The sequence below is a fragment of the Bradyrhizobium sp. WSM4873 genome, assembly GCF_055811355.1.
Genome location: NZ_JBVVPS010000026.1, coordinates 24297 through 37634, shown reverse-complemented (window position 1 = coordinate 37634; position 13338 = coordinate 24297). Strand labels below are relative to the sequence as shown.

Here is a 13338-nt window from a genome sequence, read left to right as displayed (position 1 = left end):
GGCGGACACAAAGTGTTCCTGCGGATCAGACATCTCGCCGACCGCAAGGGGACGAACCGCGTCATGGTTCGGCTGCGGGCGCTGCTGCGCAGCAACGAATTTTATCTGATCCCGCTGGCGCTGGTGATCGGCACGCTCGCCGGCGCCATCGTGACGCTGATGGCCGAGATTGCGCAGATTGCGCATATGGTGATCTACGGCATTCCCATCGACGTGCGTCTGTCCGCCAATACCAGCGTCAGTCCCTGGGCCGCGCTGATCGCGCCCGCGCTGGGCGGATTGGCCCTCGGTATCATGGAGTGGTGGCGGCGACGGCTCAAGCTCTCCAGCGCGGTCGATCCGATCGAGGCGAACGCGCTGCGTGGCGGCAATCTGTCGATGCGCGACAGCGTGGTGGTGTCGAGCCAGACGCTGATCTCGAACGGCTGCGGCGCCTCCGTCGGCCTCGAGGCCGGCTATACCCAGATCGGCTCGGGCATCGCCTCGCTGCTCGGCAAGTTCTTCAATCTGCGCCGCAACGATCTGCGCCTGATCGTCGGCTGCGGCGCCGCCGCGGCGATCGCAGCCGCCTTCGGTGCACCGATCACCGGGGCCTTCTACGCCTGCGAGCTGATCGTCGGCGTCTATTCGGTCGGCAGCGCCGCACCGATCCTCGCCGCCTCGCTCGCGGGTGCACTGACCGCGCAATGGCTCGGCGGCGCGCCATACTCGCTCGAAATACCCAAGGTCAGCGCCGTCGGCGTCGAGCAATATCTGGCGCTGATCGGGCTCGCGCTCGTCACCAGCGGCGTCGGCATCGCCGTGATGCGCTCGTCCTCGATGTTCGAGCGCCTGTTCAAATGGCTGCCGGTCTGGCTGCGCCCGGCGATCGGCGGCCTCATCGTCGGCTGCTTTGCGATTGTCACGCCGCAGGTGTTGGCGGCCGGCCACGGCGCGATGGTGCTCGATCTCTTTCACGACATGACGATCGGCCTGATCGCACTGATCATCGCCTTGAAGGTGACGGCCTGCCTGATCTCGCTCGCCTCCGGCTTCCGCGGCGGGCTGTTCTTTGCCTCGCTGTTCGTCGGCAGCCTGATCGGAAAGTTCTTTTCCGCGGTGCTGCTCTTGATCAGCCCGAACTTCGTGATCGATCCGCTGGTCGCGATGCTGACGGGCATGGCGACGCTCGGCGTCGCCATCGTCGGCGGTCCCTTGACCATGTCGTTCCTCGTGCTCGAGATGACCCGCAACGTCGACGTTACCGCCGTGGTGCTCGCCGGCTGCATCGTCACCTCGATCTGCGTCCGCTTCATGTTCGGGCACTCCTTCTCGACTTGGCGCCTGCATCTGCGCGGCGAGACCATCCGCAGCGCCAACGACGTCGGCTGGCTGCGCAACCTCACCGTCGAGCGGCTGATGCGCTCCGATGTCGGCAAGGTGCCGTCGACCACGACGATCGCCGCGGTCCGCCGTGAATTCGCGCTGGGCTCGCGGCCCGGGATCGTCATCGTCAACAATGCGGACGAATATGTCGGCCTTGTCCTGCTGCCCGACCTGTTCTCGGGCGACCTCGACACCATCGCCGACGAGATCCAGGTGATCGAGCTCGCCCGCCTGACCGAGATCGTGCTGATCCCGGAAATGAACGTGAAGTCGGCGATGGCGGTGTTCGACGAGGCGGAGGCCGAGATGCTGGCGGTGGTCGATTCCACCGACAGCCGCAAGGTGGTCGGCTTCCTCACCGAGACCTTCGCCCGCCGCCGCTATGTCGAGGAGATCGACAAGGCGACGCGCGGCGTACTCGGCGCGCTGTCGTAAAGGTCGCGCGGAAGCGGGACAGCGTGCGTCATGCGCCGCCGTCCGCACCTGCTATCGGCCCGCTTGGGAGGGAGCCGCAACGACGCTCGCCACGATCCGGCGGACCAGCGGCAGCACCATCAGCAGCGTCGGAAACGCGACGATCCATGACAGCGCCCAGGCGCCCGGCCAGGTCGCGAGAAACGCCGGCGTTGCGCCGAGGCTTCGAAGCGTGGAAATGACCGACACCACGGGCCGTCATGAGGACGGACAGCACGAATGGCATCACGATCGGCGCATAGCGCGCCGGCAGTTTGCGAACCGCAATCATCTGATTTCTCTTTGGAATAGGACGCGTCAGTCACGGTGAACCCAAGAATGGCATCGATCCCGACGGCGTCGGTTGATGCGTTGGTTCACGTAAAACGCTTACGGCGACCGAAAAACGGTGCGCCCGTTCATTATCCGCTCATGTTGGATGGTTCAAGCTGGATCTGGTCGTTCGGCTTACAATCGTTCAAAGCGTGGCAGATTGCCGCGATCCCGAAACCATTTCAGTGGTTTGCGCATTAAGTCTTGTTTGATTGTGTCGCTTTGAGCGAGAACAGGGAAGGTCAAGATGAATAAGGGACCGATGATTTCTGCAGCCGGCCGTAACGTTGCGTTGGCAGCTTTCGCAAGTCTTGTTCTGATTGCGGCCTCTATCACGCCTTCGTCTGCCAACTCGCCCGCGCCCACCAAGGCCGCTGCCGCGAGCCCGGCCGCTCCGGCTGCCACCGATTTCAGCGCGGCTCGCCGCCATCGCTATTATCGTCGAGGCCCGAACGCTGCAGGCCTCGCCTTCATGGGCGTGGCGGCAGGTCTGATCGGCGGCGCGATCGCAGAGAGCAGGCGCCAGGAGTACTACGAGGACCGCTATAATTACGGCCCCGGTCCTTACTACGGCGGCCAGGGATATTACGGCGGCGGTCCCTACTATGGTCCGCGTGGCTATTATCAGCCGTATTAGGCGCCTGTCCTCGCCGCAGTCTCGTTTCGCGCCAAGATAGCGCCAAGGGGCGGTGTTTTGCACCGCCCCTTGTTGCGTCTGCGCGAGGTCTCATTGCCCGGCCTGTGTCGCGGGCGCGTCAATCCCCTCCGGGAAAAATATTCCACTTTACCGAAATTCGGAAACGGCGTATGTATCGGTCATCCCGGCTCATCCTTGAGGGGCGATCTTGTGGTCGTCACGTTCGCGAGCCGGGGCTTGCGGTGGACGCGGCAGCGTTCGGGTGCGAGAGGCCAAGGGCAGGGCGGATTGCTCTCCGTGAGCCCAAGGCTTCGTTCCGACGAGCGGCGCTGTCAGGCTTCGTCTCGTCTGTAAGTTTCCGGCTCCGTCGACAGGGCTGGAAAAACTGCGGCGAAATGGCGGGCCGTGCGTACGGCAAAACCGTGTGGTCCTGGCCGTCGTTGCTACGGTCAAGCCCCGGCGAATGCGGCATCTGCGTCAACCGGCGCGGTGTCGGTGAATTTCGTTGGGACGAGGGAGGCCAGCAGGAACTCGGCTCCCGGGAGAGCACGGCATAAGCCGTCCAACCATCGCGCAGGGAAGGCCGAGTGATTGGCATCACCTGTATGCTGCTGTGCGGTTTTCCTGCGTGTGCTTTTCGCGCAGCGGACCGCGGGTGCGAGGTCAGCACCCGGCCTTCCCTGCGCCCTCTTGGACAAGGGGGTGAAGCGACCAAGCAAAGCTCGGGCGAATGCGTCGCGAGAACGCGATGGCGTGTCTGCAAGTCGAAAATGAACGCGAAGAAGATCCGCTCTCGTGCCCCGGACGCAGCGCAGCGCCTCTTCAGCGGTGCACTGCAGAGCCGGGGCCCATCTCGCCGCATTGCGCCGTGTCGCCCCTGGGTCCCGGCTCTGCGCAGCAACGCTCACGCGTTGCAGCGCGTCCGGGACACGAGAGCGAATTGGGCTGGCTCGCGATGACGAGGTTCGAGTAACCGAACGCTATGCTTTCAATATCACCGTCCCGCTGGTGCAGACATCGCGCCGTTGGTATAGCGCGACCAGTCGGGCTCGGTCGGCTGCGACGGCCAGAGCGCGGCATTGGAGTCGCGCACCGACTGGGTGATGGGATGGGGTTGCGCCTTGCGGACATGACGGCGGTCGTTCGCCGCGGCAGTCTGGATGGTCGCGGCGGCAATCAGCGTCGCGCCCAGAATAATGAAAGTCTTTTGCATTGTTTGTTTCTCCCGTGACGACGCCCGGCTGTGAGGTGTCTGTTTTGTATGTCGCCGTCGCGGCTGACATGGCGATGCGTCCAGCAGATATCAGCGCTCGCGACATCACATTGGGGCGAGCCAATTTTCTAGCCTCGGCTAAATATTCGGCAATCGCGCTCGTGGCACCGGTGGACTTGCCTCCTCCAATCCGGTTCAATGGGCCAAATTCGGTTTTCAGGCGACAATGATGTCGAAATATCTGCTGGTCCTTCTGCTGATCGCCTCGCCGGCCGTGGCGCAGGTCAAGCTGACCCCAAAAACATCGGCGGCGCATCCGGACCCCTGCGCGCCGATCGGGCGGACCGCAGACGGCAAGCTGGTCTACTCCATGAAATGCGAGAATTTGCCGGTGCCGCCTCCGCCGCCGCAGGCGCAACTGAGGGAGGCGCCGCAGCCCGCCGCCGAGCCGGAGCCCGAGACGCGGCGGAGCGGCGTTTTCGGCTGGTCCTACGACCGCAGGTAACGGGCCGCGCCCCTTGCGCGAAGCCCGACGGAGTGCTCTTTGCCTGAAAATTCCCCGTGGGGCCACCGCCCCCGATCCAGAGAGATGAGATGACCAAACTCGTGATCCGCGCCGGCGACTTCACCTTCGATGCCCGTTTCGAGGAGCAAGCGGCGCCCAAGACTGTCGCCGCGTTCCGCAAGGCGCTGCCGTTCGAAAGCCACATCATCCACGTGCGCTGGAGCGGCGAGGGCGTGTGGATGCCACTCGGCGACCTCGATTTCGGTGTCGGCTACGAGAACCACACCAGCTATCCCGCGCCCGGCCAGATCATCCTCTATCCCGGCGGCATCAGCGAGACCGAGATCCTGATGGCCTATGGCGGCGTGCACTTCGCGAGCAAGATGGGCCAGCTCGCCGGCAACCATTTCATCACGCTGACCTCTGGTCTGGAGAATCTGGCGACGCTCGGCAAGAGCGTGCTGTGGAAGGGCGCGCTGCCGATCCGCTTCGAGGAAGTCTGAGTGACTGAGCCCCGCTACCCGCGCGATCTCCGCGGTTACGGCCGCAACCCGCCGCACCCGCAATGGCCCGGCAACGCGCGGGTCGCGGTGCAGTTCGTCGTAAATTTCGAGGAGGGCAGCGAAAACAACATCCTTCATGGCGATGCCGCCTCGGAAGCGTTTCTGTCCGACGTGCTCGGCGCGCAGCCTTGGCCTGGCCAGCGCCATGCCAATATCGAATCGATGTTCGAATATGGCTCGCGGGCCGGCTTTTGGCGGCTGTGGCGGATATTCAGCGAGCGGCAGTGGCCGACCACCGTGTTCGGTGTCGCCACAGCGCTGAAGCGCAATCCGGAAATCGTTGCCGCCATGAAGGAGGCGGGCTGGGACATCGCCAGCCACAGCCTGAAGTGGATCGAGCACAAGGACATGACCGAGGCGCAGGAGCGCGCGGAGATCGCGGAAGCGATCCGCGTCCACACCGCGGCGACCGGCTCGCGGCCGCTCGGCTGGTATACCGGACGCTCCTCGATCAACACCAACCGTCTGTTGATGGAGGAGGGCGGCTTCCTCTATCTCAGCGATTCCTATGCCGATGATCTGCCCTATTGGGTCAAGGGCGCGAGCGGCAAGCAGCTCGTCATTCCCTATACGCTCGACGCCAACGACATGCGCTTCATCAACCCGCAAGGCTTTGCCGAAGGCGAGCAGTTCTTCACCTATCTAAAGGATGCCTTCGACGTGCTCTATGCTGAAGGCGAGAGCGCGCCGAAGATGATGTCGGTCGGCCTGCACTGTCGTCTCGCCGGCCGCCCCGGCCGCGCGGCGGGGCTGATCCGCTTCCTCGACTACATCGGCAAGTACGAGCGCGTCTGGGTGCCGACGCGGTTGCAGATCGCACAGCATTGGCACGACAAGCATGCGGGCCTTGCGGACGATGCTTTGGAGATCGGATAGGGAAGCAATGTCGCAGATCGCCTTGTCTGATCTCAATGCTGCGAGCTTCGATGAATTCGTGGCCGTACTTGAAAACGTGGTCGAGTACTCGCCTTGGATTGCCCAAGAAGCCGCGGCGCGCCGTCCGTTTGCCGGGATCAATTCACTGCTCGACGCGATCAAGGCGGCGATCGCTAGCGCTGAGCCCGAGGTGCAGCTGGCGTTGATACGCGCGCATCCCGACCTCGCGAACAAGACCCAGCGCGCAGCGGGACTCACGCCTGACTCGACTGCCGAGCAGAGCAGCGCTGGTCTAGACCGTCTGTCGGACACCGAATATGCGGTCTTCGAGCGGGCGAACAATGCGTATCGCGAAAAATTTGGTATCCCCTATATCGTCTGCGCGCGCCGGCACACCAAGGATTCCATTCTGCGTGACTTCGAGTCGCGACTGCAGAACATTGCCAAGACCGAGACACGCCGTGCGCTCGAGGAAATCTCCCGCATCGCTGCGCTGCGGCTGGACCAGCTCGTCAGTGCTGACGACAAGCTGAAAGTGCACGGCCGGCTCTCGACCCATGTGCTGGACAACCACGCCGGCAAGCCTGCGCCAGGCATTGCGGTCGAGCTGGTCGAGCTCGCACACCTCGGCGAGAGCCGGGTGATTGCGCGCACCATCACCAATGCGGACGGCCGCACCGACCAGCCGCTGATCGGCGGCCGGCCGCTGCCGATCGGCCGCTATGAGCTCCGGTTTGGCGTCGCCAAATATTACGCCGAGCGCAACGTGCCGCTGTCAGACCCGCCGTTCCTCGACGAGATCCCGCTGCGCTTTGCGATCAGCGAGCCGGAAAGCCACTATCACGTGCCGCTGCTGGTCACGCCATGGAGCTATTCGACCTATCGCGGCAGTTAAACATGTTGCGCAGATGAGGCGACCGCTGCTGCATCCGTTTCCGCCGCTGCGCCGCCGCTCAACCCGTTGAAGAAGGCGTTGAGCAGCACCGAGACGATCGCACAGAGCAGAATGCCCGACTCCAGCAGCGGCTGCAGATCATGCGGCAAATTCCTGAAGAAGCCGGGTGCGGCCAGCGGGATCAGGCCGAAGCCGATCGAGATCGCGACGATGAAGAGATTGTAGCGATTGGTGCGGAAGTCGACCGAGGTGAGGATGCGTGCGCCGGTCGCGGCGACCATGCCGAACATCACGAGGCCGGCGCCGCCGAGCACGACCAGCGGCACGGCCTCGACCAGCGCGGCGAGCTTCGGCAACAGGCCGAGCACGAGCATGATGCAGCCGCCTGTGATCGTGACCCAGCGCGAGCGCACGCCTGTCACCGAGACCAGGCCGACATTCTGCGAGAACGACGTGTACGGGAAGGTGTTGAAGATGCCGCCGAGCAGCGTGCCGACGCCGTCGGCGCGCAGGCCTCGGCTCAGGGCTTCGCGGTCGACCATCTTGCCGGTGATGTCGCCGAGCGCGAGGAACATGCCCAGCGATTCGATCATCACGACGACCATGACGACGCACATGGTGATAACAGGCACCAGATGGAATTGCGGCATGCCGAAGCGGAACGGAATCACGACGGCGCCCCAGGACGCCGCAGCGACCTTGTCGAAATGCATAACGCCCAGGATGGTCGCGAGCACGGCACCGGCGATGATGCCAAGCAGCACCGAGACGTTGGCGAGGAAGCCGGTCGCCCATTTGATCAGGCCGAGAATGAACAGCAGGACGAACAGCGAGATGCCGAGTCCCTGTAGCTGTCCGTAGGCCGGATTGGGAAAGCTGCCGGCGACGCCGTCGACCACCTTGGTTAGCGTCGGCAGGCCGCCGCCCGCCCAGTTGATGCCGACCCGCATCAAGGAGATGCCAATGACGAGAATGATGCTGCCGGTGACGACGGGCGGGAACAGCGGCAGCAGCCGGCTGACGAACGGCGCCACGACAATGCCGAACAGGCCGGCCGCGATCACCGAACCGTAGATGCCGAGCAGGCCGATGTCGGGTGAAGCCGCCATCGACAGCATCGGACCGACGGATGCGAAGGTCACGCCCATCATCACCGGCAGTCGGATGCCGACGCCGGCAAAACCGAGGCATTGCACCAGCGTCGCAAGCCCGCAGGCGAACAGGTCGGCGCTGATCAGGAAAGCGACATCCTCCGGCGGCAGCTTCAGCGCGCGCCCGATGATCAGCGGCACCGCGACCGCGCCGGCATACATCACCAGCACATGCTGGAGACCGAGCGCCAGCAGGCGCGGGACCGGCAAGACCTCGTCGACGGGATGCACTTCGCTGGTCATGGATCAATCCCCCAAAATACGCCTATCCGAATTTATCGTGCAGCGCCGGAAACAGCCGGTCCGGCTTGAAGGGCGGCGCCGTGAAGCGGATGCCGGTGGCGTCCCCGATCGCGTTGCCGAGCGCGGCGGCGAGCGGATTGTACGGACTCTCGCTCATCGACTTCGCCCCCAGCGGGCCAATCGTGTCGGAGGTCTCGGCGAAGAAGACCTCGGTGCGGGGCACGTCGGCGAAGGAGGGCAGGTGGTAGTCGCGGAATTTCGGGTTGGTGACGCGGCCGTCCGCGTCTATCACCATCTCCTCGTAGAGCGCAGCACCGAGCGCTTGCGCGACACCGCCTTCGACCTGACCGCGGCACTGCATGGGATTGGCGACGACGCCGGCGTCCGCCGCATGCACGCTCCTGAGAATCCGGAGCTCGCCGGTGCCCTTGTTCACGGCGACGCGAAAGCCGTGCACGTTGAAGCCGACCGAACGCGGCGTGCCGCCGGAATTGCCGGCGCCTGCGAACGGCTGTCCGCGTTCGCGCGCGAGCTTTGCCAGTTCCGCAAAGGACATGCGCCGCACGCCACTGACGACGGCTTCGCTCTCGAGGGTGCAGCTCCCGACGTCGCAGAGCCATGCGCCGGCGGCGGCCGCCTTCAGCTCGGTCGCAAGCTGCATGGTCGCGGCATGCGTCGCTTTGCCGGCGACGAACATGCCGGCGCTGCCATAGGCGCCGGTGTCGTGGCCGCCATGGGCGGTGTCGGACTGGCGCAGGCGGATGCGGTCGACGGTGGTCGCAAGCGTGGTCGCCGCGATCTGCCGGTGCACGGTGCTGGTGCCGTTGCCGAATTCGGCGGTGCCGACGGTGAGATCGAAGCTGGCGTCGTCGTTGAGCGTGACCATCGCATCCGCGAGATGGCCCGCCGGGGGCACCGTGTCGATCATGGTCAGCGCGACGCCGTCGCCGATCAGCCACTCCGGCGACAGGTCCGGCTGTGGGCCATCAGCCTGCATCGCGCGCTCGACGAGGTCGAGGCACTGGTCGAGCCCGTAGGAGCCGTAGTGCACATCGTGAAATTCCGACGGCGGCGGCGACAGCATGGGGTCGCCGGGCTTGACGACGTTGCGCCGGCGCATCTCGTAAGGGCTGATGCCGAGCTGCTTGGCCAGTTCGTCGATCGCGGCCTCGACCGCGATCAGTGTTTGCGGCAAGCCATAACCGCGAAACGCGCCTGCCGGCACCGTATTGGTGTAGACCGCGTAGCCGTCGACCCGCTTGTTCGGGCAATTGTAGACGCTGATGGATTCGGCCAGCGAGTGGAACATCACGGGGCCGGCGTGATTGCCGTAGGCGCCGGTGTTGGAGAGCACGTCGAGCTGGAGCGCCGTGAGCTTGCCGTCCGCGTCTGCCCCGGCCTTGATGTGGACCCGCATCGGATGCCGCGTCGACGTTGCGACGAACTGCTCCTCGCGGGTGAGCTCCAGCTTCACCGGCCGTCCGGTCTTGAGCGCGGCGAGCGCCAGAATGTCCTCGACGAACATCTCCTGCTTGCCGCCGAAGCCCCCACCGACGCGCTCGCAGAACACGCGGACCTTGTCCATGGGAAGCTCGAAGATATCAGACAGTGCGCGCCGGGTCAGGAACGGCACTTGCGTCGAGGTGCGAACGTTGAGCACGCCGGAAGCATCGAGCCAGGCGAGGCCGCCATGGGTCTCCAGTGCGGCATGCTGCACACGGTGACTATGGAAGGTGCCCTCGAAGGTGGCGGCGGATGTCGCGAGCGCAGCCGCCACGTCGCCGAATTCGCCATGCGTCTCCGCGGCGAGGTTGCGCTGGGCGTTGGCAACACGATTTTCGGTGGTGCGGTCGGGATGAATGACGGGCGCGCCGGGCGCCATCGCCTGCTCCGGATCGACCAGCGCGGGCAATATCTCGTAACTGACCTTCAACCGGCGGCAAGCGTCCTCGGCGGCGGCTTCGCTGTCAGCGACGACGGCGGCGACCTTCTGGCCGATGAAGCGGACGATGTCGTCGAGAACACGGGTGTCCTCGGGATCCATCCAGTCCTTCTCATGCCGCGCGGTCGACATCAGAGTGGTTGGCGCATCCTCATGCGTCAGCACCGCGTGCACGCCGGGAACGCTCAGCGCTTCCGACTTGTCGATCGCGACGATCCTCGCGTGGGCATGCGGCGAACGGAGCAGCTTGATATGCAGCAAGCCGTCGATCTGCGTGTCGAACGTGTAGCGCGCCTTGCCGCGCACGACATCGGTCCCGGCCGGCGCCGGCAGGCTGCGGCCGAATGCGGCGCCGGCCTCGACGTTCTCCTCGATATTGGTCTTGCCGAGCAACGCATCCTCGATCGAACGATAGCCGGTGCAGCGGCAGATATTGCCCTTCAGCGCCACGCCGAGATCGGTGCGCTGCGCCTGGTTCAGCGAGGCGCAGGTCAGGATCATGCCGGCGGTGCAGAAGCCGCATTGAAAGCCCTGTGCATCGAGGAAAGCCTGCTGCATCGGATGCGCGCCGCCGTCTCCGCCGAAACCTTCGATTGTGGTCACGGCGCGCCCCTCGGCGCGAAACGCCGGGATCAGACAGCTATGCACCGGCTCGCCGTCCAGCAGCACGGTGCAGGCGCCGCAATCGCCGGCGTCGCAACCCTTCTTCACGCCGAAATGGCCGAGCTCGCGCAGGAACGTGCGCAGGCACTGGCCGGCGCGTGGCTCCTGCGAAAACGGCTTGCCGTTGACCTCGAAGCTCATGGCGACGGTGCTCCGAGGAGTTCGTCGCGAATCTCTTCGGCAAGCCGCAGTGTCATGTGCTTGCGCCAGAGCGGCTTGCCGTGGATGTCGGTGTGGTACAGATCATCCGTGATCTGTTGCGCGATAGCGTCGCGAAGCGCTGTCACGTCGGGGCCCTCGCGAAAGGACAACCGGATCGGCCGCACCGTCGACGCGGTGACCGATAGCGTCAGCGTGCCATCGGCATCCAGACTGCCGATCAGGAGCGCCGCCGAGCGGCCGACCGGCGCCAGCGAGATCTGGCGAAAGGCCGTACGACGCTTCAGCGCGGCGATCGGAATATCGATCTGCCGGAGCAGGTCGCCCGGCGCCAGAAGGTTACGCTGGTTGCCGGTGACGAAGTCGACGACGGGCATCATCTGTTCGCCGCCGCCGGCCTTCCAGATGGTGCAGATGCCCTCCAGCGCAGTGGTGAGCGAGATCATCGGTCCCGCCGGCAGCGACATGCAGAGATTGCCGCCGACGGTCGCCGTCTTCCATATCTTGAACGAAGCAAGGAAGGCGCGGCAGCACTGGTTGATCAGCGGCGCTGCAAACCAGTCGGGTGGGCAGGCGAATCCATCGAGCTGCGCGACGGTGCAGGTGGCCGCGATGCTGAAATGGCTCTCGGTGACCGTCAGCGCCGACCATTTGAGATCGGTGAGATCGATGAGCCTAGTCAAGTGAACCTGCGGCTCCGAGAACAGCCAGGTGCCGCCCGCGAGCCAAGCATCGCCTGGCGTCCAAACGGGCAGCTGCGCGCGCGTTTGCGGATGGGCGACCGCTGTGATGGTATTCAAGTCCATGGCGAGGCCAACGCTTCCAACGAGTGAATCGAGCCAGGAGAAAGTCTTGCAAGACGAGCGCCAAGTCGCAACAACAAGTCGCAGCAAAACGCGACCAGACCGGCCCCTGCCTTGCAGGCCTGTCGTCAGCGGATGTGAGGAGAGCAGTTTCATGAGCGACGCAAAGCCGATCTGGATCAGGGATCCCCTGGCTGTCCTCGCCGATGGCGCCGAGCGCGGGATCGTGGTGAAAGGCGGCCGGATCATCGAGCTGGTGCCGGCCGGCGCTGCGCCCGCAACCGCTGACGTCGCGGTGTTCGATGCCGGCGACCACGTCGTGCTGCCGGGCCTCATCAACACCCATCACCATTTCTACCAGACGCTGACGCGCGCGCTGCCGGCGGCGATGGACCGCGAGCTGTTTCCCTGGCTCCAGGCGCTCTATCCGGTGTGGGCGAAGCTGACGCCTGATGCGCTCGAACTCGCTGTCACGGTGGCGATGTCCGAGCTGCTGCTGTCGGGCTGCACCACCACGACGGATCATCACTACATCTTCCCCGCGGGCCTCGAGGAGTCCGTCGACATCGAGGTCGAAGTCGCAAAGCGGCTTGGTGTTCGCGTGCTGCTCACGCGCGGCTCGATGAACCTGTCGCAGCGCGACGGCGGTCTGCCGCCTGATAGCGTCGTGCAGGACGAGGACACCATCCTCGCCGACAGCGCGCGCGTGGTGGCGAAATATCACCAGCGCGGTCCGGATGCGATGGTACAGATTGCGCTTGCGCCTTGCTCGCCGTTCTCGGTAACGACGTCCCTGATGCGCGCCACCGCAGAGCTTGCCGGCAAGCTCGACGTGCGCCTGCACACCCATCTCGCCGAGACCGAGGACGAGAACAAATTCTGCCAGCAGATGTACGGCTGCCGCCCACTCGACTATCTCGAGCAATGCGGCTGGCTCAACGCGCGGACCTGGCTCGCCCACGGCATCTTTTTCAATGCCGACGAGATGAAGCGGCTCGGCAAGGCGAAGACGACGATCAGTCATTGCGCCTGCAGCAACCAGCTTCTGGCCTCCGGCTGCTGCCCCGTCTGCGAGATGGAGGAGGCCGGCGTCGGCATCGGCATCGGCGTCGATGGCTCGGCCTCGAACGACGGATCGAACCTGATGCAGGAGGTGCGGGCCGCGTTCCTGCTGCAGCGGGCGCGCTACGGGGTGACGAAGGTCAGTCACAAGGATGCGCTGCGCTGGGCCACCAAGGGCTCGGCAGCCTGCGTCGGCCGGCCGGAACTTGGCGAGATCGCCGTCGGCAAGGCGGCCGATCTCGCGCTGTTCAGGCTCGACGAGCTGCGCTTCTCCGGCCATGGCGATCCCCTGGCCGCGGTCGTCCTGTGCGGGGCGCATCGGGCCGATCGGGTCATGGTGGCGGGGAAATGGGCGGTGATCGACGGAGCGATCCCGGGCCTGGATGTCGCTGATCTGATCCGTCGCCACAGTTCCGCGGCGCGGGCGATGCAGGCGGGATAACCAGCCAAAATAGAAAGAGGGGGCAGCCACAAG

11 protein-coding genes and 1 pseudogene are annotated in these 13338 nt (G+C 65.0%); 7 read left to right on the top strand and 5 right to left on the bottom strand.

Translation table 11 applies throughout. The features are described from left to right. The first annotated feature begins 12 nt into the window (after positions 1-12). On the top strand, positions 13-1800 hold the full coding sequence (locus tag AC0L21_RS28015; protein ID WP_473264917.1) for a chloride channel protein: 1788 nt from the start codon (positions 13-15) through the stop codon (positions 1798-1800). A 51-nt stretch (positions 1801-1851) separates the two neighbouring features. Here AC0L21_RS28015 and AC0L21_RS28010 read toward each other — a convergent pair. Next, positions 1852-2110, bottom strand: a pseudogene (locus tag AC0L21_RS28010) (DUF2798 domain-containing protein). A 288-nt stretch (positions 2111-2398) separates the two neighbouring features. On the opposite strand from AC0L21_RS28010, the gene AC0L21_RS28005 reads away from it, so the two are divergent. Beyond that, positions 2399-2788: a hypothetical protein gene (locus AC0L21_RS28005; protein WP_473264916.1), complete on the top strand. Its 390-nt coding sequence runs from the start codon at positions 2399-2401 to the stop codon at positions 2786-2788. A gap of 994 nt (positions 2789-3782) precedes the next feature. Here AC0L21_RS28005 and AC0L21_RS28000 read toward each other — a convergent pair. Beyond that, the gene (locus tag AC0L21_RS28000; RefSeq protein ID WP_473264915.1) at positions 3783-4001 is read right to left on the bottom strand and encodes a hypothetical protein; all 219 of its coding nucleotides are present in this window, start codon (positions 3999-4001) and stop codon (positions 3783-3785) included. 226 nt (positions 4002-4227) lie between these two features. Here AC0L21_RS28000 and AC0L21_RS27995 point away from each other — a divergent pair, with 226 nt between their 5' ends. The 4 genes from AC0L21_RS27995 to uraD all read left to right on the top strand — a co-directional run bounded on the left by AC0L21_RS27995 (position 4228) and on the right by uraD (position 6840). Further along, positions 4228-4506: a hypothetical protein gene (locus AC0L21_RS27995; protein WP_473264914.1), complete on the top strand. Its 279-nt coding sequence runs from the start codon at positions 4228-4230 to the stop codon at positions 4504-4506. 89 nt (positions 4507-4595) lie between these two features. After that, positions 4596-5009, top strand: a complete 414-nt coding sequence (locus tag AC0L21_RS27990; protein ID WP_007601448.1) for a DUF3830 family protein — start codon at positions 4596-4598, stop codon at positions 5007-5009. Beyond that, positions 5010-5945 carry an allantoinase PuuE gene (gene puuE, locus AC0L21_RS27985; protein WP_473264913.1) on the top strand — a complete coding sequence of 312 codons (936 nt, stop codon included), beginning with the start codon at positions 5010-5012 and terminating at the stop codon, positions 5943-5945. It begins immediately after the preceding gene. Positions 5946-5952: 7 nt separating this feature from the next. Next, positions 5953-6840, top strand: a complete 888-nt coding sequence (gene uraD, locus AC0L21_RS27980) for a 2-oxo-4-hydroxy-4-carboxy-5-ureidoimidazoline decarboxylase (RefSeq protein ID WP_473264912.1) — start codon at positions 5953-5955, stop codon at positions 6838-6840. On the opposite strand, the gene AC0L21_RS27975 is transcribed toward uraD, so the two are convergent. From AC0L21_RS27975 to AC0L21_RS27965, 3 genes are read right to left on the bottom strand one after another with little or no spacing between them, the layout of a single operon-like run. Further along, the gene (locus AC0L21_RS27975) at positions 6837-8234 is read right to left on the bottom strand and encodes a nucleobase:cation symporter-2 family protein (protein ID WP_473264911.1); all 1398 of its coding nucleotides are present in this window, start codon (positions 8232-8234) and stop codon (positions 6837-6839) included. The two genes, uraD and AC0L21_RS27975, sit on opposite strands and share 4 nt — an antisense overlap. Positions 8235-8256: 22 nt before the next feature. Beyond that, positions 8257-10980 (bottom strand): molybdopterin-dependent oxidoreductase, encoded by a 2724-nt coding sequence (locus tag AC0L21_RS27970; protein WP_473264910.1) that lies wholly within the window; start codon positions 10978-10980, stop codon positions 8257-8259. Beyond that, complete coding sequence (locus AC0L21_RS27965) at positions 10977-11804, bottom strand: FAD binding domain-containing protein (RefSeq protein ID WP_473264909.1); 828 nt, start codon at positions 11802-11804, stop codon at positions 10977-10979. The genes AC0L21_RS27970 and AC0L21_RS27965 overlap by 4 nt, the downstream gene beginning before the upstream one ends. Positions 11805-11955: 151 nt before the next feature. On the opposite strand from AC0L21_RS27965, the gene AC0L21_RS27960 reads away from it, so the two are divergent. Next, positions 11956-13305 carry an 8-oxoguanine deaminase gene (locus tag AC0L21_RS27960; protein WP_473264908.1) on the top strand — a complete coding sequence of 450 codons (1350 nt, stop codon included), beginning with the start codon at positions 11956-11958 and terminating at the stop codon, positions 13303-13305. The last annotated feature ends 33 nt before the right edge of the window (positions 13306-13338 follow it).